Raw genomic sequence first — 23,077 nt, 5'->3', positions numbered from 1 at the left:
GTATAGCCTCTCACAATCTGACCAGCCTCACCATCATGTCATGATTGTCCATGCAATTAGGGGAAATTTAATCGTTTAACCGCTCGGCAAATAACACATTATTTCTGGTGCATGTTTCCAGAATGCGAGCAAAAGGGTTTGCCTGGCCATGATTCATGACGAAAAGTAAATTGACGCCTACCGGAACTTGCCAAGCACGCTGCACTGTATTCCTGATTGTCTCAAATTACATACTGGAACCTGCCAATCGCTGCGCAGATCATTTACGCGATACAATCTTGCCGCGCTCATCTACACCGTATACTTGGAGTACTTCTTTGCTAGACCAATGCCAGTCGTTGTAGCCTTCGTATTGAACGCCCCTTTTGTTTGGTAGTTATTATCCCACTGCTTGGAGACACATCGATGTCGCCTTGGATAATGGGCGTTTATTCAATTACAACTGGCCTGCGAACCCGTTCATTCGATTTCTTCACTCGCGCCAACGACATTCTAGTACTCTATCAATATGATACTGCCAAGTACGGCGTTACTGTGGTGTTATGCAACAAGACACAGCACGTAGAAAAGGGGCACTCCCTTTTCAAATACTGTAACGCAGTTGCAGAGTAACACGGTAACGTCCCGTGGGTGGGCTTGTCAGCATCCATCGGCTGCGTTGCGTCTTTTGGCAGGCAATTAGAATGACTATTGCCTGCAAGGCACGCCTTACCATGTACACTGACAAACTCGCGGAACCCGGCAATATCATATCAATCACAATGGAATGGACGGAGTCTTCATCAACCATTTGCCGGAAGGCATTGTCTATAATGGGCATTATAGAGGATAGCTCAGGCTATCTGGTGGCTAATCCGGCAAGGACACAGCCACAGATACCCCGATGCATTCTTTTCTTAAAAAGAATTGTTGAGAAAGTTTAAGTATTTCGGACAGCTATTAAGGTAATACCATTTCAAGAAGACAGACAGCATCTAGAATTTAAAAGTAACCTGCGTATAGCCATAGTTAGTATCTGAACCACCCGCTACACCATTATTCGCTTTATCGAAGTAGTCGCCTTTAAACAAATGTGTGTATCCGAAGTCAAAACTCATACGTTTCAAATAGCTGAACTTCGGATCCCATCTCAGATTGAGATCGAACAAGTTACCCAGAAAGCTGCCTGAATTACCGGTTACATCCTGCAGGCCGGTGCCGACAAAAGTACCGCGTTTGTCGGCGAGCCAGAATGCGCGGTGGGACATCATCAATCTGACAGTAGGTGTAGGCTGAAGTGTTGCACGGAAACCGGCAGGCGAGAAAATATTTGACGGAAAGAAGACACCTAAAATACCGGTAGGCCCGTACTCGACACGGCGTTTTGCAAACAGAAAATCGAACTGTTTGTTTGGATCAGGATCTCCCGATATATAGTCAAATTGATACAGAATCCTGAACGGCATTTTTGCTAAATCAAAACTATATCCGATTTCCCCATGATGCCGATGCGCAAAATAGTTTACTTCATTAACTTCACCAAATTGATATGTCGATTCGATTTCATAGTCCAGGCGATTAGTTGTAGGTTTAGCAAAAAGCCGAAAACCAGGAGTGGAAATATTACGCTGCCTAACTTTGTTCCCTTCGTTTAACTGAAACCAATACACATCAAAGTTGGCCCAGGCGTAATCTCGGTTGGTAATCTGCGCGCCTGAGAAAAAGGTAACTGGCGAAAAATCATCCAGTTCGGTCGCTTTCCGGTTGACAGGCGATGTGCCGAACATTCTTAATCCCCAGCCTTTATCACCTTCACCCACGGTCAATTGCACACCGTCAAATGTCGGCGTCAAAGTACCAAAACGATGACCGGCTACCAATCGTCCTTCACCGAAGTCCAGCACCATTCGGCCAACTTCAAGTTTTCCAGGCAGTCCTGTTCTGAAGAAATTATCAGTCTTCATATCGACATGAAGCTGGGTGAAATCAAAATGATTTGCAAAAACCGCTGAGCCTGCCTGCCCATATTCAGCAAGCGGTGCGCGGATATCAGTCAATTCAAATGTAAGCCCCAGTGGTTCGTTCCGGTTAATACCGATCAAAAACCTTGTCCGTTGGTGAATTTGCTGGTTATCGCTGCCTGTAGGAATTGCCTGTGTAAAACCATGATCAAAAGCCTCATACCGTGTACGATGTTCTATCGCCAGATCCAGCCAGTCGGGTGTATATGCGGTAAGCGGCGTTTCATGATGTCGCATCAGTCTTGTCAAGTTATCGAAATCGCCCAGGAAATGCCCTGTATCACCTATTACAACATCTTCATTTACGGCTTTAGAGGCTCCTTGTGCTGTAACAATTGCATTATTGGCTTGTATTGCAGATTCTTTTAACTGCTCCATATTCGCAGTGAACTGTTTTTTTTCTTCAGCAATTGCGGTATTAGCATTCGAGCAAATAAACGCCAAAAAGCATACTATCAGACCGGTTATCAACGTACCTTTCGGCCTGGATGATTTGCATTTAGCTTGACTGCCAGCATTACTGCAAGATGATAAAACTGTAACCGGCGTCACCGCAGAAACTGCGTGCCTTTGTAAAGTCGGCCGGCTGTTTTTCCAGAACCCGCTTTCCTCAAACCGGCGTTTTGAACTGCCAACCCATGAAATGTTATTTTTTATCGTTGAAAGTATATATTGCTGGTTTAAAAGCGGCATTCTCGATCTCGCGTCAAAAAACACCAATAACTGTCTGGTCAAATGGGTAATAAAACTACAGTCAAACCTGTTTATCATCTGTTTTCACCTCTCCGATTCTAAAATTGTTGAGCGCAGTTGCGCTTTCAGTGCATGTCTTGAAAAATTCACATAAGTATCAGTGCCGTGCGTCCGATCCATGGTAGCTTCCCACGTTTTTTAGATACTTATCAATACTTGCAGCGACATCTTGAGTATTTTTCATGACCAACACATTCATCATCTTATTGTTTTATAATGCCACGCTACCACGCTAGTTAGTTTACCGGCAGGCGTATCAAGAAACTGTTAATTTTTTGTAAAAAAAATGTTAATCATGTTTTTTACAACAATGAATGGTCAGCCAAATCCAAAAAATTACTTTCTGATGATAATGATCATTATCCGGATGTCAGCTTCTATGCCGTCGCACTCGAGAAAGAAATTTACCATTATGGAACAAACGGATAGCGGATATATTAGACACGGACAGCAAGGCTACGCACACCAATGAAGCTTCCGCCAAGTGTTGAAAGATATAGATACTATCAGCATAGATGGCAAAATGCATGAAAAGAGAGCGTGTCTACCAAGCGCTTATGGTGCAGCTCAAATATTGGGGTCCACTTCTTGCCTTTCTGCAACAAGTGTGGCGGTTAAAAAATTGAAATCTTTCCTGCCAATTATCAGCTACAGGCAATGTTCAGCAATCAGTTCGGCCAGAATATCCACATAGGGCTGAACGTTTGACAATGCAAGATATTCATCAGGCTGATGCGCTTGGGCGATATTTCCAGGGCCTAAGATGACTGTCTCAATGCCGAGTTGTGTCAGGTAAGGACCTTCGGTGCAAAATGCAACCGCATGTGCGTCAGCCTGACTATACAGCTCGCAGTTTCTGACGATGCGAGAATCTTGAGGTGTCAACATGGGGGGCGTGCCCGGTTTTAATGGAAAACATTCCCATTTTATTTCCGTGCCAGCAAACAGCGCTGTCAAACGCGCATGCAGTTCGTCATGCACAGATTGAACATCCATGCCTGGCAACAGACGCAAATCGAAATGAACTTCACACTGATCGCAGATACGGTTGGGATTGTCGCCGCCATGGATATGACCGAGATTCAGAGTAGGCACTGGTACGGCAAATCGATTATCCTGATAGCGGCGCTGCAAATCATTTCGCCAGCGCATTAATTCTCCCAGCACCTGATGCATGGATTCCATCGCATTCAGGCCCAATGTTGGATTACTGGAATGTCCGCCCCGTCCAATCAACCGTATGCCGTCCATAACCATGCCCTTATGCGCATTGGCCGGCTTGAGCCCGGTCGGTTCACCAATGACCGCATAACGTACAGGCGGGCGGGTTTTTTCAACCAACATGGCGGCACCCTCCATTGAACTTTCTTCATCGGCTGTCGCCAGTACAACCAGCGGTCGTTTGAATCGGGATGCATCAAATCGTTTAAATGCCTCAATGATCAGCGCGAAGAAACTTTTCATGTCGGCCGTTCCGAGCCCATACAAACGATTTTCCCGTTCGGTTAACCGAAAAGGGTTAAAGCGCCAGAATTTCTCTTCGCACGGCACCGTATCGGTATGCCCCGCCAACATTAATCCTTGGTTTTTTCCATGCTCCTGTACAGGCCCAATAGTCGCAATCAGATTGGCTTTATGCGGTTGCCGAGGCAACGGCATGACCTGCACCGTAAAGCCAAGCGCCTCGAACCAGCCGGCCAACAAATCGATTACCGCGCGATTGCTGGTGTCAAATGACGGATTAACACTGCTCATCGAAGGTATGGCGATAAGCTGATGCAGCATGTTCATGAGGTTGGGCGTGGTCTTTTCCATGATTGTTATCTGTGCAAGGTCGCGGTTCTCCTGCAGCACACCTTCTGCAATGAACTCTTAAAATAGCGACTAAGGATTGACCGCCAAGGATTCCAGATATTCAACCTTAACTTTACCGAGTCCTTGTTTATCCAGCCCTATTTTTTTTGCGGCGCCATGAGACAGGTCAATTAATCGGTTTTTCTTAAATGGGCCGCGATCATTGACCACGACATCCACCGAACGCCCGTTACGCAAATTGGTTACCCGCACTTTGGTCGGCAACGGTAAGGTTTTATGTGCGGCCGTTAATCCATGCGGATTAAATCGTGTACCCATCGCGGTTCGGCTGCCGGATTCCGAGCCGTACCAAGAAGCGATTCCATGTTCACTGTAACCCGTTGCAGAACGCATTGGATAATACGTTTTCCCTCTCACTGTGTAAGACCGATTATAGGATGCGTTCGATGGCTGTGGCGGCTGCACTGTAACCGCCGTTCTCGGCACGGGTGGTTTTATTGGCGACGTACAGCCGGCAAAAAGAAAGAGAAAGACAATTAAGGCCGACAAGATAGCCAAAGCAATATTTTGACTATTTTTTCCTTTTAAACGCCAAACCAGTGGTGAAATATCCCGCTTTTGAATTGTGTTCATCATTTTTGAATCATACTCGTTGTACATAAAGTATATTAACCGTTTTCTGCTCCGGAGAATGTGTATTCACATGAAGTCGCGGCTACTGAATAACTTGTATGCAGGTCTGTTCGTATCTGTAGCTATACGTACTCTATACGTACTTTTACTACAAGTTTTACTCGAAGATCAAGTAGATTCAGGAATGAATTTAAGCAGTCAAGGCAAGATAATAATGATGAAGACGGATAATCTGTGTTTTTAAATGACCAACATCCTCATTATTAACGATAATGTCGTCTGCTTTTTTCAGGCGGCACTGGCGGCCAACCTGCGCTGCCATGATAGTTTTGACATCCGCAGCACTCAACTGGCTGCGCGCCATGGTCCGGACCAACTGTAACTGCTCATCGCAGTCGATGACAAGAATGCGCTGAATCAAATGATCATAATCGCCTGTTTCTAATAATAATGGAATGATTACAATCACATAGGACGAATAGGATTGCTGGATACGATGAGATACTTCAGTGAGAATAAGCGGATGCAACAGCTTCTCGAGTTTTTGCCTGCTAGCGTTGTCAGAAAAAACCAGCTTGCGCATTGTTTCCCGGTCAAGTGCGCCGTCGCGGGTAATAAAGGCTTCACCAAACAAATCGCGGATTGCCGGTATTGCGGCGCCATCGGCTTGCGTCAATTGATGAGCGATATAATCGGTATCGATAACATCAATACCCAATTCCGTAAAGATATCACCAGCCGCGCTCTTACCGCAACCAATGCCACCTGTCAAACCCACGACAAACATGACGGATCAGAATAATCCGAAGTAAGCGTGGTTGATTTCCTGCCCCCAGAATAAAGCTATGAGCGCACCGCCTGCCAGATATGGTCCAAAAGGCATCATAATGTCTTTGTGAAGCTTGGCAGCGATGATAAGACCAACACCGACAATCGCACCAACCAGCGATGAAAGCAGAATAACCAGCGGCAGAATGCTCCAGCCTAGCCAGGCGCCGATAGCCGCCAGCAGCTTGAAGTCGCCGTATCCCATACCTTCTTTGCCAGTGATCAGTTTAAAAATCCAGTAAACCCCCCAAAGTGACAAATACCCCGCAACTGCACCGATAACAGCAGATTGCAAATTCGTAAAGCCGGTCTGCATATTGACAAGTATGCCCAGCCACATCAGCGGTAAAGTAATATCATCCGGCAGCAGGTGCGTATCAATATCAATAGCTGCCAATGCGATAAGCGCCCATACAAATAGCAAAGCAGCAATCATCAACCAGCCCCACCCAAAATGCCAGGCAACAAAACCGCTGATTATGCCGGTAACAGCTTCGATAATCGGATAACGCACAGATATAGGCGCATGACATTCGGCGCAGCGTCCCCGCAAAAAAAGATAGCTTAAAATAGGTATATTTTCCCAGAATGCAATCTTGTGCCGGCAATGCGGACAAATCGAGCGGGGAACAGCAAGATTGAAAACCGGGGATGCTTCAACGGGTTTACCCTGAAACTCCGCGCATTGCCGTTGCCAGCTTTTTTCAATCATCTTGGGCATGCGGTAAATAACCACATTGAGAAAACTGCCGATCATCAGACCAATGATGACAGTCAGCGTAATCAATAATGAGGTGGATTCCTGTAATTGTGCGATCATAGGTATCAAGATTAAGTGTCTGGCAGCCTAGGGGATGTTAACAATTAGTGAATTGTTTCTGTTCATTAATTGTTAACATCCCCTGGGAATGATTGTACCCTGTATATTACCTGCTGACAGGACTCTAACGCCAATCAACAACTAGGAAAATTTTTATAGTCGCAGGCTGAATGTTTAGCCAACTGCCATACCCATTTTAAAGATCGGCAAGTACATTGCTACCACCATACCACCAATCAAAGTGCCCAACACCACCATAATCATGGGCTCCATCAGGCTGGATAACGCCTCTACGGCATCATCCACTTCTGCCTCAAAAAAATCGGCTACTTTACTGAGCATGGAATCCAGAGAGCCTGCTTCCTCGCCGATGGCAACCATTTGAAGCACCATATGCGGAAAGAGCTCAGTACCGGTCATAGATGACGTCAGGGAGTTGCCTGTACTGACTTCAATCTGAATCTTTTTAGTCGCTTCGTAATAAACATAATTGCCTGCCGCACCTGCAACCGAATCGAGCGACTCGACAAGCGGTACTCCGGCAGCAAACATGGTTGATAGTGTCCGTGACCAGCGGGCAATCGTTGCTTTGCGAATAACGTCACCAAAAATGGGCAATCTGAGCATTAGGCGGTCGATAACCCGTTGCATGGCTGGCGAACGTTTCCAAATATAAAAAAAAGCATAAATACTGCCGCCAAGCGATCCGAATATAGCCCACCAGTATTCCACAAAAAAATCCGAGAGCGTCATGACAAACAGCGTAGGTCCAGGTAAATCCGCGCCGAAATTATCGAATAAATCTTTGAATGACGGAATCACAAAAATCATCATGATCGCAGTGATGATAAATGCCACGACAATAATCGATATAGGATAAAACAGTGCAGACTTGATTTTTCCTTTAATGGCCTGAATTTTTTCTTTGTATGTAGCCAAACGATCCAGCAACGTATCGAGAATACCGGCGGCTTCACCCGCCCCCACGAGATTGCAAAACAGATTATCAAAATACAGCGGATATTTACGAAATGCATCGGCCAAATTGTTACCGGTTTCCACATCGGTTTTAATATCCAGCAGCAGTTTTCTCATTGCAGGATTGTTATGTCCCTTGCCAACGATATCGAAAGCCTGCAGCAACGGCACGCCGGATTTCATCATAGTCGCAAGCTGACGGGTAAACAAAGTAATATCTTTGTTCGTTATTTTTCCTCCCGACTGATTGACTTTCTTGATTTTTGTAACTTTAATCCCTTGGCGGCGCAACGCCGATGTAACGACAACAGAACCGGCCGCGCGCATTTCGCCTTTGATCTGCTTTCCGGTTTTGTCCTTACCTTCCCAGGAAAAATTGATTTCTTTAACTTTTTTATCTGTACGTGCTGTTACAGCGCCCATAATTACTCCTTGATATTAGGAATGCGATTTAATCAGGCATGGATAACTGATTATTTTCGTTGTAATAGATGGCAGTATATACGGCACGATACCGTGATAACTTAGCCACAAGCAGCATGCCATGCAACGTGATCGCAGAAAACAGAAGAGCAGCTTGTTCAACAGAATAATGCGAATTCAGGATGATTAGGCGTTACTGCTTCGCGGCCGTTTCATTGTATAAAATGGCGGCGATCAATTTGGATTCTATTTCCAGAAACTGCTTGTTGTTATTGCGGGACGTTGATGATTCGCGCCAAAGCGGATTCTGGCGCAACGTACTGATAAATCCGGGCCAGCCATCCGGCAGTTTGATTTTTTCCGGCGCATCGACTTGCATCGTATCATGAGCGGCATGGCCACGATGCATCAGTTTTTCCAACAGCTGTTTCTGACGCAGATACAAAACCTGCAATGTAGCGTCATCGACGCATAGCCATTGCGTACCGCGGACGGACGCCTTGATTTCATCACCGTAACGCTTGAAAGTAGACCATCCGGCACCCGCCAGTGCGCCCAGCGCGCTTGCTGCACCCAGGCTCAACCCGCCCACCATCAAATCAATGCCTGCACCGGCTGCTGCACCCTTTGCCGCAGCGCTGCCGACATCCAGTCCGTATGCTTTCAGAATACCCGGCGCAAAAATATCCAACTGCCATTGGCCGTTACTGACCGGAATTTTCTGAATTGCGATATCTTTCTTCGAAAAATTGAAAATCGCTAACAAGTCCTTGAGACAGTTTTGTTCCGCTTTCCGTACATAGTCGTGCAACCGGTCTTCATTCAACGATTCAGCGATATGACGATACTTTGCGTTTATGCTTTCGCGATAGCAGGCCACACTCACAATCAATTCCACAATACGTTTTGCTCCTGATAGGCAAAGCTGCTTCCAGACCTTGGCACGATAATCAATCAACTTCTGCAGATGGTCGTAATGTGCTTCGAGCAGTGTCTGAATTTTCTGATACAAACGTTTCTCGGCTTCAAACGTAAACGCAACCGTATCAAATTCAAGTGTCGCATGGATATTGTAAGCTGCCAGTTGTTCACGCCAATGGTTTAGTTCCAGTTTATGTCCGGCAATGAAATTGAAAACCGGTATCACCGGCTTTGATGACCGTGTGAGAATTTCCAGTTCAACGCGATATTTTTCCAGAAAAGGTTCGCGCACATCAATTACATAGAGCAAAATATCACTACGTAAAACCTGACGAATGACTTTTGCTTCCTGCTCCAGCGGGTCATGCATGGAAATATTCGTGACGAATTCCTCAAGAATTTTTACAGGCGCTACCGCTCTGGATTTTTCGCTTATTTTTTTCAAATGCGCGTACAGTGCATGCGTATCTTCCAGTCCGGGCGTATCATGCAGATTCAAGGCGGGCAAATCGCCCGCGTTAATCGTTGCTTGTTCCACATGGCGCGTGGTGCCGGCTGCATCTTCTATTTCACCGAATTCAGTACTGCGCAGCATGGTGCGAATTAACGATGTTTTACCTGTATTGGTATGCCCGACAACAGCGATATTCAGCAGACGATGTGAAGGTTGCGCCATGATCATTATTGGGTAATTATCTGTTCGGCAGGAATCTTGCATGCCTGTGCCAAGCGAAACCAGGCCTGCTCCCGGTTGTCGGCAACGGACACGACAGGATTTTTATTCAGCAGCACCAGCCAGGGATTGCATCTGCTTGCGGCAAGCAAATCTTTGACGATACGTTGAATACCGCGATCAGGCAAACGGTAAGCGGCAACGCCGATCAGCAAAGGTCCGCTCAGTGAGCTAACCAGCTTAACCGCATCTGCATGGGTTTGTTGGTCAATAATATTCAAACGGCAGGTTACAGAACCAGGCCAGATAACGCTATCGTCGAGTTCAATGCCCACTGCATGGGCATTTTCCGGTATCGCGTTGTTAACAGGCGTACAGAATACCTTTACCGGCTCTTCATCCGCTAACGGATCCGCATCAATAATTCTAGAATTATCTTTGCGTCCCATTAGACGCTGGCGCAAATCAATATAATAAGGCAGGTACAAATCAAGCTTGAACCGGCGTTCTGACCACTTTAACATCAATGCTGAGAAGGCAAGCAACAACAGCCGCGGCAACAGGCCGTAAATCAATAACACGCCAATCAGAAACTGTGCCCAGGCGCTGCGTGTTTGCGCATCCTGCTTTATAACACCCATTCTGCTTGCAGCAATCTGCTGGCTGTCGGGGATTTCAAGGCCAACCAGAGTCAAAGGCTGGCCCAGTGATTCGGTCAGTCTGGGCAGGCTATGTTCGGGCAACAACGTGGTTCCCCAGATAAAGTTATATTGTTTGGCCAGCATGAGCAAAATCAGCAGCAATAGACCTGCTGCCAGATAGCTCAACCAGAATTGATGCGTGAGCACACTAATACGCCATTTGCCAACGGTACCGGTCAGGCAGCTTTCCCACCAGGCAAGTCTTGCCAGTGATTCGGCCGTGTCCTTTTCTTTTTTGCGAAAGGGCCACCACCCTGCCAGTTGTGCGGCAACACCACTGCTCAGACCCTGTACATTCAATGCAATACCGATAAACCACAGTATCAGCGATAACACATGAAAACCCAGCAGTACCGAAAGCAGCCAGTAAATATTTAAAGTATGCAGTGCACTCACCGCATTACCCGCCGCGAGACAACCAAGAATGACTGCTGCGATCAAACAGACCCAACCCGCGCGCATGAACTGTTGACGTGGTTTTACAATAGCATCTTCCAGCCTGTTATCCCGAATCAGCATGTTGGCGCGTGCAGTCAACCGTTGCGTAAAATCGGTATATTTAAAATCCGCCATCGACTGGCTTTCCATTTCTGCCGCGCCGTCATATGACAGTTCTTCAGATTTTACTGATTCGATAACGCGTATCTGCTCAACGCGCACCAGTTCGGCGAATGAATTTTTTTTGACAGACATTGAATAACAAAAGTAACAACAAATAAAAACCGGTTATGGTTATCGATTAACTATAAATTATAGCGATCATACAGCTGCCGGGAATCAGCAAACCGGCACAAAATTGACATACATTGTCAGGAGAAAATATGATGACGGTACCTTTTGCACTTACGGACTAATTTTTTTGACTTATTGTTAGCAGGACACTTCATGAAACCCGTTGCTATTTTCAGATATCTGCCCATCGAAGGGCCAGGCTATTTTGCCACATTTCTCGATAACAATCATATTCCGTGGGAATTGATCAAAATCGATGCAGGCACTGAAACACCAGCTGATGTCGAACCGTACAGCGGACTGGTTTTTATGGGCGGCCCGATGAGTGTGAATGATGATTTGCCCTGGATTGAGCCAACGCTGGACCTGATCCGGCAGGCGATCGCGCGGGAAATACCTGTTCTGGGACATTGTCTGGGCGGTCAGTTAATGGCTAAAGCACTCGGCGGCGTAATCACACAAAACGCATGCAGGGAAATGGGCTGGGGGACGGTACAAGTGGCGCAAAATACGATAGCACGTACTTGGTTTGATGATTTGTCAGAATTTGAAACCTTCCACTGGCATGGCGAAACCTTTAGCCTGCCGGAAGGCGCCGCCTGTATTCTGTCCAGCCCGCATTGTACAAATCAGGCCTTTGCCGTCGGTATCCACCTGGGTATGCAATGTCATGTTGAAATGACAGAACGTATGGTCAGGGACTGGAGTGATGTCAATTTCCAGGAAATTATTCAAATGGATGGACCGGCTGTGCAGTCTCCCCCCGAGATGGAAAAGAATCTGTCTGAACGCATAGCAAAACTTAATACCATTGCCGATCATGTATATGCAAAATGGATCACTGCTTTAAAATAGAATCCGGACAGATGCAGTTGAATATTAATCCAGATCCAGCCCCATCAGCAGCGACATAAATTTTTTTCGTGTTTCGCTGGAAGCATCCCGGTACAGCGTAAATCTGGCATGCTTCTCAGGTTGTGCCGTATCAATCTCAATACCCCAGAGCGGCGCCAGTGTCATGGGAAGATTGGAGTAACGCACGTCAATCAGCACTTCGGCCTGTCCGGGCTGCTCGCTCCAGAGCGCGACCAGACCATCGGAAAAATGCGTAAAGCGCTCGATGTCATCAGCCAAAACGGATGAAACCGGCAGACCGTGCATATCGCGTGAAATATCGAACAATTCAATTGAGCCTCCCGGATAAACGCGCACACCTGAAAACAGACCTGTCCGCACAGCATCGACATGCAGTTTTCCCTCAGACTGGTAGATCGAGCGCCAGAGTACCAGATTAGCCAGTGTCGGCTTGACCAGCAGCCGCTCAATGGTATGTCCTCGTTCAGCCGCCAGTGTTCCGGCAACATTCTCTGCACGCTGTAGCTGCATCCAGCCAAACGACAGATAAAGTGCCGCCAGCAGCAATCCGGCACGCGCCACGGTCACGGTGTACTTCTTGCACGCAATCACAACTGCGATCAGCAGAATTAACGTAAAGACCGGATCAATAACCGAAATGATGTTGAACGCCACGCGTGCATCACTGAACGGCCACAACAGATGCGTGCCATAACTGGTAAACGCGTCCAGGACGCCGCTTAGGCAATACCCCAGAAACGCAAACAAGTAAATACGCGCAAACGGCAGGCGTCTGCGCAAAAAGGGCCACAGCAATAAGGCCGCAATCAATGCGCCAAACGGCACAAAAAAAATGGAATGCGTAAAGTGCCGGTGAAACTCGATATTGAGCAGCGGATCGTTTTCTGACCGGATCAGAATATCCGCATCCGCAACCAGCCCGGCAAAAAAACCAATGCCTGCAGCAATCCGCGTTTCATTGTGTTTGGCCCCGGACTGCGCCATGCCCGCGCCAAGCAAACCCTGTGTTAATAAATCCATCGTTTGCGGAATATCCGGTATGCCACAAAAATCAAAATTCCGGCAACATCGTCAGTCAGCGTCATTGTTATTCACAAAAATAGGCATTACCGGAAAACATAATCTTTTGCTCGATGCCGGGGATCGCATAGCGGGCCGTATTGTAGGTCTGCAACACATGGACGGCGTTACCGCCAAGCCTGGCAGTTTCCGCGCGCAATTTGTCGCGTGCGATAATCATTCGCTCCGGATAGGTTGCGTCGTTGTCCTCTGAGGTACCTGAAACCTTACCGAGCATTTTACAGCCTGTCAGATCCTGCTCCTTGCCGAGCATCAGCAGGATCGGTTCGTCTGTTTTGGGCGCAGGCTTTTCAGCCAGCACTGGCAGGCCGGTCAACAGCAAGGCCAATCCAGCGACCGGAATCAGCCTCCGGGTTTTTAATTGAACATACATAATTAGCTCCATGAACAACTAGCCACTTGTTTTTATTTGCAATTAAATGCTGTCAGAGGTGCTGTCATGTGTTATGTGTTATGTGTTATGTGTTATGTGTTATGTACATTTATGCGCGTGCAGATTTTTGATGAATGTTCGTGAAAAGCACGCAGAGCACAGCCGCAGCTATGTTCAAGCGCCTTGAATATGCCTTGACATATCCCGCGGCACAAAAACTTGATCCTTCTGTCCGGAAAACAAACAGAATTCACATTACACATGACGCCCCCTAAAACTGTTGATATAGTTTAACACCGTTGACGCTGTTGTTTCAGCATCAGCGTGCCGTCATTCAGGCTCCGGCAAGCGCTGACGCAAACACTGTCTGCTGCCATGCACAATTTAACGTTCCAGGCCATAAACAGACCCATGCCGGTTTTTGTGTTAATGTGTGTTTGTTTATTTGTGTGTTTGCATTCACTTCATAATTGCATACCATGACTGCAAGCCAATAAATTTGTAACAAAAACCGGCATGTACCGAATTATTCGCTTATCTTTCACATTTCGCATACCGCGACCGCGCTGGCTGCAGAGCTGCCTGTTCTATTTGTTAACTGTATGGGTTTTGGCAGCCGCGCATATATCGCCGCCAGTTCATGCCGTCGCGCTGCTGTCTGATGAACTTGAACTTTATTTGCCCTGGACAGAATACCGTGGACAAACCTATTCTGTGCTCATGGGTGCGGCAACCGGAGACGCACAGGAATTCCGGCTGGATACAGCAATAGCACGCAAAAACGCTGCGCCTGGAACAGCGCTTGCGAAGGCCGGCGAAGATCTAACCATTGTCATGCCGTTGGTCGGCTACCGTGGCGAACTGTACCACGCAACGCTGACCTATGACAGCGGAAACATGTTTCAGATCGCACATGCCGAGCCGGTCTCTGCCACCGAAGGCAGGGGCACGCCGCTTTCAGTCACATTGATAGAAACCAGAACAGTCAACCAGATTGCGGAAAAATATCCGATTGCCGCCATCGCTGGATTTGAACTGCGCTTTGATGTTGCCGTATACCGGGTCGGCTACCGGACGCAGGATGCGCTCGGCAATCCTGTTTCAGCATCCGGCGTTGCCGCCGTGCCAGCGGGCATACCGACGGGCGCGCCGCTGCTGAGTTTTCAGCATGGCACCATTACCCGCAACGACCATGCGCCAAGCATCAATCCTGAAGAAACGGGCGTTGATCTGGCGCTGTATCTGATGGGCGCGCGCGGCTATCTGGTAACGGCACCGGATTATTTGGGATTCGGCGAGAACGCCGGTCTGCATCCGTTTATGCACGCCAAGTCGCTGGCATGGCCGGTGATCGATCTGATCCGTGCTGTTCGCTCGCTGGCTGCAAACAGCGGCTTTCCGCTCAACGGACAGTTGTTTCTGGCCGGTTATTCCGAAGGCGGTTACGCCACCATGGCCGCACAGCGTGAAATCGAAACTCACCACGCTGACGAATTCATGATAACAGCCTCGGCGCCAATGGCGGGCGCATACGATTTGTCCGGCACCATGCTGCAGCAGGCGTTATCAGACGATCCGTTACCCAGGCCGATGTACTTTTCCTACATACTGCTCGCATACAACCAGATTTACGGCTTTGATGACAACCTCGCAAACCTGTTTAACGAGAACATCGCCGCTACTGTGCCAGAACTGTTTGACGGATCGAACGATGGCGATACGATCGATGCAGCGCTGCCGGCAACTGGCAACGATTTATTTTCACCCGTCCTGCTGGCAGCGCTGGAAAACGGCGGCTACCACCCATTGAGAGCGGCGCTTGCGCACAATGATGTATACCGCTGGACGCCGACTTCACCCACGCGCCTGTATCATTGTTTGGACGACGATCGCGTGCCGTATGAAAATTCCACGGTAGCAATGGACTACTTCACTGCCGCAGGCGCCGATGTCAGGCTTGAAACACTGTTCTCCGGCGGTCATTCAGACTGCGCAATTCCGGCGCTGCTCAGCGGCAACGCCTGGTTTGATTCACTGGTCGTGCTGCCATAAGCAATCAATAGATTATAGATAAAATTCAACATCAGGTGACCAGCGAAACCGGTTTACATTGTCGGTAGTCACCTGATGTTCGGATAATTCAATATAATGGCCGTAGACATGCAACGCTTCCACACGCGCCTGCCACGAGTTGACGGGTTTGCCCGCCTGCAGTTTCTCGATCATTTCATCGATTGCGGCGGCGTTGCCTGCCAGCGAGCAATGCACGCGATTCGGGTCTTTAGCATCGTTCGAGGCGCCGCCTGCAAGTTCGCGCTGTTGCGCACCCCGGATAAATGTCTGCCTGAACATGACGTTCTGTACGTTTCCGGTCACATAAAAGCTTATTTTTTTCAATGCCGCACCATAATTTGATTTGCGCTTGAATTTACATTGCCCGGCGGCTATTCCGATAAGAACTTGATCTTTCTGATAAACGCTTCCGACGCACCTTGCGTATTGCTGGTATTCTTCTGGAAAGCGAGCGCAGTAATCGGCGGCGTTTTCTCCTGATTGAAGACAGTCCTGAAGCGCTCGTCCACTTCGAAATCTGTTGTGATGATTTTGCCCGATTGGTCGCCCGAGGCCACACAAAAATACCTTCCACCCTCACGCCAGAGCTTGCCGGTATACATTTTGTCTTTTTCTTCCTGTTTGCCGATAAAAGGGCTCAAAAAATATGGCGCGGATTTGATGCCAAGTGGCAGCCCGCTCGGCAGTTTTTTCGTACCGAACGACAGCATGACCGCAATGGGCACACTGTTAATGCCATTATTCCAGTCCGCCCCTTCGGGATACCGGTTAACGCCCCAGACGATTTCCACACGTTTGACATTGTGAATAAAATCCTGTTGCGCCAACTGCAGACCAAACAGCCCGACCGCCTCGTTCTGCGTACTGATCACCAGGGCGTCATTTTCAAACCGTGGATTGAGGGCCTTTGCGTTCAGCTCAAATTCAAAACCCTGTTGTTTTAACCAGGACAACGCGCTGCCCTCGTCCTGTCCGGTAAAGTCTATCTCATGAATCACTTTTTCCGAGGCCAGAACGGTGGTTGCGGAAATGAAGAACAATAGACAGGTGATCACGACACCCCATCCATGTTTTATGGCTTCAGGTTCTGTACATCGCATCTTGCTTACCTCATAAAACGACTGAATGTGTTTATCAAAAATCAAAAAACGCAATCGCTTTTCATTAGGAACGTATTTTAGCGAATTGGTTGCCAGAACGCCATGCAACCGGAACAGTCAAGACCCAATTTCCTGTTAATCCTGTGTTATCGCAAACAGCCGCTGATATTCACGGATGGCGTAACGGTCTGTCATGCCCGCGATATAATCGGCAATCGCCTGATGACCTTCGTGCTCGAATTTTTGCTGATATTTGACGGGAAGCAGACGCACGTTGGAGCTGAACGCCTCGAACAGGCGTTTGATGGTATGTGACGCCTTGCTGCTCATCCGCATGACGCGAAAATGCAGGTATAAGTTGTCATACAGGAATTTCTTCAACTGTTGCTGCTCTTGTTTGATGGGATCACTGAAACCGATCAACGGTTGCGCCTGATACACATCGTCCAAGCTGGCTAATTGCGCCTGAGCGATGTTTCGTCTGCTTTGCGCGGTCAGATCGGTCGCCAGGGTATTGATCATGCAGCGCACGGTTTCGTAAATCAACCGCCGTTCGGTCAGGTCGGGATACGTCGCCATGACTGCTTCCAAATGCCGGGAAAAGATACTGACCTCTCGCAGCTGTTCGAGCGATATCAGTCCAGAGCGCAAACCATCATCAACATCATGATTGTTGTAGGCGATTTCATCGGCAAAATTCGCCAGCTGCGCTTCAAGCGACGGTCTTTTGTTTAGAATAAAACGTTCTCCCACCGCGCCCAGCTTGCGGGCGTTATTTTTTGATGCGCGTTTCAGGATGCCGGCACGGGTTTCAAAACACAGATTCAACCCGTCAAATGCTGCATAGCGCTCTTCCAGGATATCAATTACCCGCAGTGACTGCAGATTATGTTCGAAACCACCGTATTCCTTCATGCACGCGTTCAATGCATCCTGTCCGGCGTGACCGAACGGTGTATGACCGAGATCGTGCGCGAGCGTGATCGCTTCCACCAGATCCTCATTCAGGCAAAGATTGCGCGCGATCGAACGACCGATTTGCGCGACCTCCAGGCTGTGTGTCAGGCGCGTGCGGAACAGGTCTCCTTCATGGTTCACGAATACCTGGGTTTTATATTCCAGGCGGCGGAATGCTTTTGAATGGATAATGCGGTCACGATCACGCTGAAACTCTCCACGGCCCGTCGGCGGCGGTTCTTTAAATATGCGACCGCGGGAATTTTTTTCAGATACCGCGTAGGACGCCAGCTCATTCATGCGTCATACAGGCGTTCAGTGTCTCGGTGATAAGCTCAGGCGGGATATCCGCGCGCATGACGGCCTCGCCGATACGATTCAACACAATAAAACGTGTCTTTCCGGCGGAAACTTTTTTGTCCAGCGCCATCAGTTCAAGATATTTTTCCGGCTCGAGCCTGGGAGCACTGACCGGCAAACCGGCCTGCTGAAAAATCGCATGAATACGCGCAACGTCGGTATCGTTAATTAATTTCATCCGCCTGGATAAGTCGGCTGCCAGCACCGTACCGGCAGCCACAGCCTCACCATGCAACCAGATACCGTATCCCATACCGTTTTCGATGGCATGGCCAAAGGTATGCCCCAGATTCAACAAGGCACGCACGCCACTCTCTTTTTCGTCAGCAGCGACTATTTCCGCCTTATTTTCGCAGCTGCGTTGAATCGCATCGTTAAGTATTGCCGGATCGCGCGACAGCAACCGTTGCATATTTTTTTCCAGCCATTCAAAAAACGCGGGGTCGCGGATTAAACCATATTTTATAATTTCCGCAATACCGGCGCGCAATTCTCTGTCCGGTAAAGAATCCAGCGTTGCGCTGTCGGCGATCACCATTCGCGGTTGATAAAACGCACCAATCATATTCTTTCCTAACGCATGATTGATACCGGTTTTACCGCCGACAGAAGAATCCACCTGCGCCAGTAATGTGGTCGGTATCTGAATAAACGGGACGCCCCGTAAATATGTGGCGGCCGCAAATCCGGTCAGATCGCCGATCACGCCCCCGCCCAGCGCCAGTACGGTTGTAGTGCGTTCGCAATGATTTTTCAGCAGTGCATCAAAGATCTGATTCAGTGTTTCCCAGTTCTTATAAACTTCGCCATCCGGCAGAATAATCGGTATCGACTGCACGCCGTTCTTTTCCAGCGCGGTGCGCAGTTTCTCCAGGTACAGCGGCGCAACTGTCGTATTGCTGACAATGGCTACGCGTTTTTGCTTGAGACACGCGGTAATGCGTTCAGTCTGGTCTAAAATGCCGTTGCCGATATGAATGGGATAACTCCGTGTTTCGGCAGATGATGAGAATTCAACCGTAATGGTTTGCATATGTTTGTAAATATGTGTTGTTGATTGCGTTTGTTTAATCGCCGCCAGTCGCTTGACCAGTTCCCTGACCAGAAGACGGATATTCTGCCGGGTTGTATTCACGATGATGTGCGCTGTTTGCTGATAAAATTTGTCCCGCTGCTGGTACAATTGTGTCAGTTTTTCACGCGGATTATCCGTCTTCAGCAATGGCCGGTTTTTATCATGACGCGTTCGGCGGTACAAATCATTAACCGATGCCCTTAAATAGACAACAATCCCGCTTTGTTTCAGCACAGTGCGGTTTTCATGACTGAGTACTGCGCCACCACCGGTTGCCAGGACAATATTGTTTTTGCTTACAAGTTTTTTTAACGTCTGCGTTTCGCGTCTGCGGAACCCTTCTTCCCCTTCAATTTCAAAAATAACCGGAATTTTTACGCCGGTGCATTTTTGAATTTCATGATCGCAATCAAAAAACTGCTTACCCGTATAACTGGCCAGCGCCTTGCCGATTGTCGTTTTACCCGCGCCCATCATACCAACCAGTATAATATTGCTGTCGCCCAAAAAATGTACGCTTTTTGTATCGGAAACAGCAATTTTTTTACTTCTGTTCATAACCGGATTATAACAAACCCGTTACAGGTAACTGCACAGGACTTGCTCATTGATGTCATACCAAAAAACTTCAGGTCAGTCAGTCTTTGCAGTTTGCACCGCCTTTTGGACAGGTTTATAGTGTAAGCCATCTGTTTTTTTCTGCGCATGTTTTCGCCAGCGCAACGCTGAATGCAGCGGTTTATGTTTCGATACGAACCACGAGAAAAACAATGGAACAAATACAGTGGCGACAAATGCAGCCAGAATCATGCCGCCAAAAACGCCTGTCCCCATGGATTGCCGTGCGGCCGAACCCGCGCCGGTAGCAATCACCAATGGCACCACACCCAGGATAAACGCCATTGATGTCATTACAATGGGGCGAAAACGCAGATACGCAGATTCTACCGCCGCGCGCTTGGCGTCCATACCCGCCTTCATTTTCTGGTTGGCAAATTCAACTAATAATATCGCATTTTTAGCCGCCAATCCGATTAACGTCACCATACCAATCTGAAAATAAATATCATTGGGCATATCCCGCAACAGTACAGCGATCAATGCGCCGGCCATGGCAAATGGCACTGCCATGATCACCGCCAGCGGCAAAGCCCAGGTTTCAAATTGAGCGGCCAGAATTAAAAACACCATGATAATCGCCAGGCTGAACGCAAACACTGCTGCCGCACCGGTTCTTTTTTCCTGAAAATCCTTGCCCGTCCAGGCGACTTGATAACCGTCCGGCAAAACCTGATCAGCTACCTGCTCAATCAGCGTAATCGCCTCGCCCGAACTCAGTCCCGGCACCCCGCTGCCAATAACTTTGGCCGACAGTAAACCGTTGAAGCGTTCCAATTGTTCTGCGCCGACAATATGTTTGATCCGTACCAGCGCAGACAACGGCACCATCAATCCCGTACTCGAACGTACATATACCTTACCGATGTCTTCCGGCTTCATACGGTAAGCGGCTTCAGCCTGCAGTTGCACGCGGTAGGTACGCCCAGAACGGTTAAAATCGTTCACATAAAGCGACCCCATCGTACTTTGCAGTGTCTCGTAGATATGCGCAATGGCAACACCTTGAGAAACCGCTTTGGCCTCATCGACCGACACATAAAACTGCGGCACTTTGGAACGGTAAAACGTATTGGCCGTTGCCAGTTTGGGTTCCTGCTTCAGTGCCCGCATAAAATCATCTACAACCCTGGCAAGCTGCTGCGGATCCGTGTTTGTTCGGCTTTGTACGTAAAGCTCGAAGCCCCCGGTGCTGCCAAGTCCACGGATTGCAGGCGGATTGAATGCAACGGCCATACCGTCGGTTTGCTGCGCGCCCACGGCAAATAATTCATTGACCAGATCATCGGCGGTCGTTTCCCGCTCAGACCAATCTGTCATTCGTGTAAAAACAGTCGCCACATTTGTTTTATTGCCGCCACCGATAAAATCCAGCCCGTTTACAGCGAACTGAAAAGCAACATCCGGGTTTTTTGCAATTTCGACACGGATCGCATCACTCGTGGCGATGGTGCGCGGCAGCGCGGCGCTGTCCGGCAAAATAACCGCCGTAATCACATAACCCTGGTCTTCCGAAGGCACAAGACTGCCCGGTATGATTTTTAACAAAAAGCTCACGCCCCCTATAAAGGCAAGAAACACCAGCACACTGATGAGAACATGGCGTATCGCAGCATCAACCATGCTGACATAAAAATTTCGTAATCGGCTGAATGCGCGATTGAACCAGTCAAAAAATGCAGCATGCCGCTGAGTAGAGTGCAGCAGCATGGCGCACAAAGTCGGCGTCAGTGTCAGCGCGACAATCCCGGAAATCACACCTGCCACAGCGACGCTGACGGCAAACTGGCGGTACAGTTCACCAGCCATGCCGCCAAGAAATGCAACCGGCACAAAAACCGCCACCAACACGAGCGTCATCGCAACCACGGCGCTGGAAACCTGCTGCATGGCCTTGATTGCTGCGTTAACCGGCGCCAGTTTTTCTTCGGAGATCAGCCGTTCGATATTTTCCAGTACGACAATGGCATCATCCACGACAATACCAATTGACAGCACCATGGCAAACAGCGTCATGGTGTTGATTGAATAACCCAACAGCCACAGCCCTGCAAACGTACCGATGAGAGAAATCGGCACGGCTATAATCGGAATAATCGTTGCGCGCCAGCTTTGCAGAAAAACATAGACAACCAGCACAACCAGCACCATTGCCTCCAGCAGCGTCTTGACAACCTCCCATATCGACGCCTTGACAAATTCGCTGGTGTCATACGGCAAAACATACTGCATGCCGTCCGGAAACGTTGGCTGCAGCGCAGCCATTTTGGATTTGATCGCGGCCGCCGTATCCAGCGCATTCGCCCCGGTCTGTAAAAAAATTCCAATACCGACGCCTGGTTCACCGTTCAGAAGGTTTTGAATATTATATTCCTGCGCGCCCAGTTCGATGCGCGCAACGTCTTTGAGATACAACACGCCGCGCTGACCATCGGCGCGCAAAATAATATTGCCGAAATCCTCTGTTTCAGCCAGCCTGCCTTTTGCGGTGACGGTATAAACCAGTTGCTGATCAGCCAGAGCCGGTTCCTGGCCGATTTTTCCGGCAGCATACTGCGCGTTTTGCGCACGGATCGCATCGGCAATATCACTGGTCGTAATATCCAGTTGCGCCATTTTGTCCGGCTGCAGCCAGATACGCATGGAATAGTCCTGCGTTCCAAAAATGCGTGCTTCTCCAACGCCGCCGGTTCGTTTGAGCTCGTCAAGAAAATGATTGGTAATATAATTACCCAGGAATAACGGCGTATGCGCCTCATTCGTTGACGTGACTGCGAACACGAGCAGCAAATCATTGGCACGTTTTTGTATGGTTATGCCGGATCGTCTGACCTCGTCGGGCAGACGCGGCAGAGCGATATTGACCCGGTTGCTGATATTGAACGTCGCAAGGTCGATATCCGTACCGATTTCGAATGTAACGGTAATGGTCAGCTGACCGCTTGAATCGGCGCTTGAATTGAAATACAGCAAATCATCCACGCCGCTCAACTGTTCCTCAATCGGCGCAGCTACCGTTTTAATCAGCGTCTCTGCGCTGGCACCGGGAAACCGTGCTGTTACCTGAACAACGGGCGGTGTGATTTGAGGATACTGCGCTATCGGCAACTGAAACGCCGCAGCGATACCGGCGAGTACGATAATAATTGACAGTACCGACGCAAAGATAGGGCGTGTAATAAAAAACTTGGTCATACTGTCTTAAGGGGTGTCGTCATGTGTTATGTGCACTTATGCGCGTGCGGATTTTGATGAATGTTTGGAAAAACGTGCAGAGTATATTCAAGG

At 48.5% G+C, this 23,077-nt stretch carries 17 protein-coding genes and 1 pseudogene; 2 read left to right on the top strand and 16 right to left on the bottom strand.

Annotated features, from left to right (window positions below; translation table 11 throughout):
- Positions 1-974: 974 nt before the first annotated feature.
- The 8 genes from BMY60_RS01580 to BMY60_RS01540 all read right to left on the bottom strand — a co-directional run bounded on the left by BMY60_RS01580 (position 975) and on the right by BMY60_RS01540 (position 11,238).
- A complete protein-coding gene (locus tag BMY60_RS01580) occupies positions 975-2,693 on the bottom strand; it encodes an alginate export family protein (RefSeq protein ID WP_256250621.1) in 1,719 nt (572 codons plus the stop codon).
- A gap of 708 nt (positions 2,694-3,401) precedes the next feature.
- The gene (gene argE / locus BMY60_RS01570; protein ID WP_090330767.1) at positions 3,402-4,568 is read right to left on the bottom strand and encodes an acetylornithine deacetylase; all 1,167 of its coding nucleotides are present in this window, start codon (positions 4,566-4,568) and stop codon (positions 3,402-3,404) included.
- A 69-nt stretch (positions 4,569-4,637) separates the two neighbouring features.
- A complete protein-coding gene (locus BMY60_RS16490) occupies positions 4,638-5,204 on the bottom strand; it encodes a septal ring lytic transglycosylase RlpA family protein (RefSeq protein WP_305728764.1) in 567 nt (188 codons plus the stop codon).
- Positions 5,205-5,391: 187 nt separating this feature from the next.
- Positions 5,392-5,988, bottom strand: coding sequence for a dephospho-CoA kinase (coaE, locus tag BMY60_RS01560; protein WP_090330671.1), 597 nt, complete (start codon positions 5,986-5,988; stop codon positions 5,392-5,394).
- A 6-nt stretch (positions 5,989-5,994) separates the two neighbouring features.
- Complete coding sequence (locus tag BMY60_RS01555) at positions 5,995-6,849, bottom strand: prepilin peptidase (protein ID WP_090330669.1); 855 nt, start codon at positions 6,847-6,849, stop codon at positions 5,995-5,997.
- 174 nt (positions 6,850-7,023) lie between these two features.
- Entirely contained in the window at positions 7,024-8,250 is a 1,227-nt protein-coding gene (locus tag BMY60_RS01550; protein ID WP_090330668.1) for a type II secretion system F family protein, read from the bottom strand.
- Between the two features lie 193 nt (positions 8,251-8,443).
- Positions 8,444-9,847, bottom strand: coding sequence for a GTPase/DUF3482 domain-containing protein (locus BMY60_RS01545; protein WP_256250619.1), 1,404 nt, complete (start codon positions 9,845-9,847; stop codon positions 8,444-8,446).
- Between the two features lie 5 nt (positions 9,848-9,852).
- Positions 9,853-11,238: a DUF2868 domain-containing protein gene (locus BMY60_RS01540; RefSeq protein WP_090330665.1), complete on the bottom strand. Its 1,386-nt coding sequence runs from the start codon at positions 11,236-11,238 to the stop codon at positions 9,853-9,855.
- A 192-nt stretch (positions 11,239-11,430) separates the two neighbouring features.
- Between BMY60_RS01540 and BMY60_RS01535 the strand changes: the two genes are divergently transcribed.
- Complete coding sequence (locus tag BMY60_RS01535) at positions 11,431-12,132, top strand: type 1 glutamine amidotransferase (RefSeq protein ID WP_090330663.1); 702 nt, start codon at positions 11,431-11,433, stop codon at positions 12,130-12,132.
- Between the two features lie 24 nt (positions 12,133-12,156).
- Here the strand turns inward: BMY60_RS01535 and BMY60_RS01530 are convergent, their stop codons facing one another.
- Both BMY60_RS01530 and BMY60_RS01525 read right to left on the bottom strand, forming a co-directional pair.
- A complete protein-coding gene (locus BMY60_RS01530; protein WP_090330662.1) occupies positions 12,157-13,173 on the bottom strand; it encodes a metal-dependent hydrolase in 1,017 nt (338 codons plus the stop codon).
- Positions 13,174-13,240: 67 nt separating this feature from the next.
- Entirely contained in the window at positions 13,241-13,606 is a 366-nt protein-coding gene (locus BMY60_RS01525; protein WP_177166534.1) for a DUF4156 domain-containing protein, read from the bottom strand.
- Positions 13,607-14,122: 516 nt separating this feature from the next.
- Between BMY60_RS01525 and BMY60_RS01520 the strand changes: the two genes are divergently transcribed.
- Positions 14,123-15,658: a lipase family protein gene (locus BMY60_RS01520; protein ID WP_090330659.1), complete on the top strand. Its 1,536-nt coding sequence runs from the start codon at positions 14,123-14,125 to the stop codon at positions 15,656-15,658.
- Positions 15,659-15,670: 12 nt separating this feature from the next.
- Here BMY60_RS01520 and BMY60_RS01515 read toward each other — a convergent pair whose 3' ends face one another.
- The 6 genes and pseudogenes from BMY60_RS01515 to BMY60_RS01495 all read right to left on the bottom strand — a co-directional run bounded on the left by BMY60_RS01515 (position 15,671) and on the right by BMY60_RS01495 (position 22,984).
- Positions 15,671-16,003 carry an acylphosphatase gene (locus tag BMY60_RS01515; protein WP_143057322.1) on the bottom strand — a complete coding sequence of 111 codons (333 nt, stop codon included), beginning with the start codon at positions 16,001-16,003 and terminating at the stop codon, positions 15,671-15,673.
- 47 nt (positions 16,004-16,050) lie between these two features.
- A complete protein-coding gene (locus BMY60_RS01510; RefSeq protein WP_143057321.1) occupies positions 16,051-16,779 on the bottom strand; it encodes a DUF3047 domain-containing protein in 729 nt (242 codons plus the stop codon).
- A 135-nt stretch (positions 16,780-16,914) separates the two neighbouring features.
- The gene (locus BMY60_RS01505) at positions 16,915-18,036 is read right to left on the bottom strand and encodes a deoxyguanosinetriphosphate triphosphohydrolase (protein ID WP_090330654.1); all 1,122 of its coding nucleotides are present in this window, start codon (positions 18,034-18,036) and stop codon (positions 16,915-16,917) included.
- On the bottom strand, positions 18,029-19,129 hold the full coding sequence (gene aroB / locus BMY60_RS01500) for a 3-dehydroquinate synthase (protein ID WP_305728765.1): 1,101 nt from the start codon (positions 19,127-19,129) through the stop codon (positions 18,029-18,031). The genes BMY60_RS01505 and aroB overlap by 8 nt, the downstream gene beginning before the upstream one ends.
- A 105-nt stretch (positions 19,130-19,234) precedes the next feature.
- Positions 19,235-19,645 (bottom strand): annotated as a pseudogene (locus BMY60_RS16485) (shikimate kinase); the annotation flags it as partial.
- A 159-nt stretch (positions 19,646-19,804) separates the two neighbouring features.
- Positions 19,805-22,984 (bottom strand): efflux RND transporter permease subunit, encoded by a 3,180-nt coding sequence (locus BMY60_RS01495; RefSeq protein WP_090330652.1) that lies wholly within the window; start codon positions 22,982-22,984, stop codon positions 19,805-19,807.
- Positions 22,985-23,077: the final 93 nt, after the last annotated feature.

Origin of the sequence: Nitrosomonas sp. Nm51, assembly GCF_900111165.1 — a bacterium.
Lineage (GTDB): Bacteria > Pseudomonadota > Gammaproteobacteria > Burkholderiales > Nitrosomonadaceae > Nitrosomonas.
The sequence above is the reverse complement of the archived record's forward strand: the minus strand, read 5'-3'. Positions and strand labels throughout refer to the sequence as shown.

Excerpts from the sequence above, each read along its gene's own strand:
- BMY60_RS01580 (WP_256250621.1), bottom strand. The coding sequence starts at position 2,693 with ATGCCGCTTTTAAACCAGCAATATATACTTTCAACGATAAAAAATAAC.
- argE (WP_090330767.1), bottom strand. The coding sequence starts at position 4,568 with ATGGAAAAGACCACGCCCAACCTCATGAACATGCTGCATCAGCTTATC.
- BMY60_RS16490 (WP_305728764.1), bottom strand. The coding sequence starts at position 5,204 with ATGATGAACACAATTCAAAAGCGGGATATTTCACCACTGGTTTGGCGT.
- coaE (WP_090330671.1), bottom strand. The coding sequence starts at position 5,988 with ATGTTTGTCGTGGGTTTGACAGGTGGCATTGGTTGCGGTAAGAGCGCG.
- BMY60_RS01555 (WP_090330669.1), bottom strand. The coding sequence starts at position 6,849 with ATGATCGCACAATTACAGGAATCCACCTCATTATTGATTACGCTGACT.
- BMY60_RS01550 (WP_090330668.1), bottom strand. The coding sequence starts at position 8,250 with ATGGGCGCTGTAACAGCACGTACAGATAAAAAAGTTAAAGAAATCAAT.
- BMY60_RS01545 (WP_256250619.1), bottom strand. The coding sequence starts at position 9,847 with ATGGCGCAACCTTCACATCGTCTGCTGAATATCGCTGTTGTCGGGCAT.
- BMY60_RS01540 (WP_090330665.1), bottom strand. The coding sequence starts at position 11,238 with ATGTCTGTCAAAAAAAATTCATTCGCCGAACTGGTGCGCGTTGAGCAG.
- BMY60_RS01535 (WP_090330663.1), top strand. The coding sequence starts at position 11,431 with ATGAAACCCGTTGCTATTTTCAGATATCTGCCCATCGAAGGGCCAGGC.
- BMY60_RS01530 (WP_090330662.1), bottom strand. The coding sequence starts at position 13,173 with ATGGATTTATTAACACAGGGTTTGCTTGGCGCGGGCATGGCGCAGTCC.
- BMY60_RS01525 (WP_177166534.1), bottom strand. The coding sequence starts at position 13,606 with ATGTATGTTCAATTAAAAACCCGGAGGCTGATTCCGGTCGCTGGATTG.
- BMY60_RS01520 (WP_090330659.1), top strand. The coding sequence starts at position 14,123 with ATGTACCGAATTATTCGCTTATCTTTCACATTTCGCATACCGCGACCG.
- BMY60_RS01510 (WP_143057321.1), bottom strand. The coding sequence starts at position 16,779 with ATGCGATGTACAGAACCTGAAGCCATAAAACATGGATGGGGTGTCGTG.
- BMY60_RS01505 (WP_090330654.1), bottom strand. The coding sequence starts at position 18,036 with ATGAATGAGCTGGCGTCCTACGCGGTATCTGAAAAAAATTCCCGCGGT.
- aroB (WP_305728765.1), bottom strand. The coding sequence starts at position 19,129 with ATGCAAACCATTACGGTTGAATTCTCATCATCTGCCGAAACACGGAGT.
- BMY60_RS01495 (WP_090330652.1), bottom strand. The coding sequence starts at position 22,984 with ATGACCAAGTTTTTTATTACACGCCCTATCTTTGCGTCGGTACTGTCA.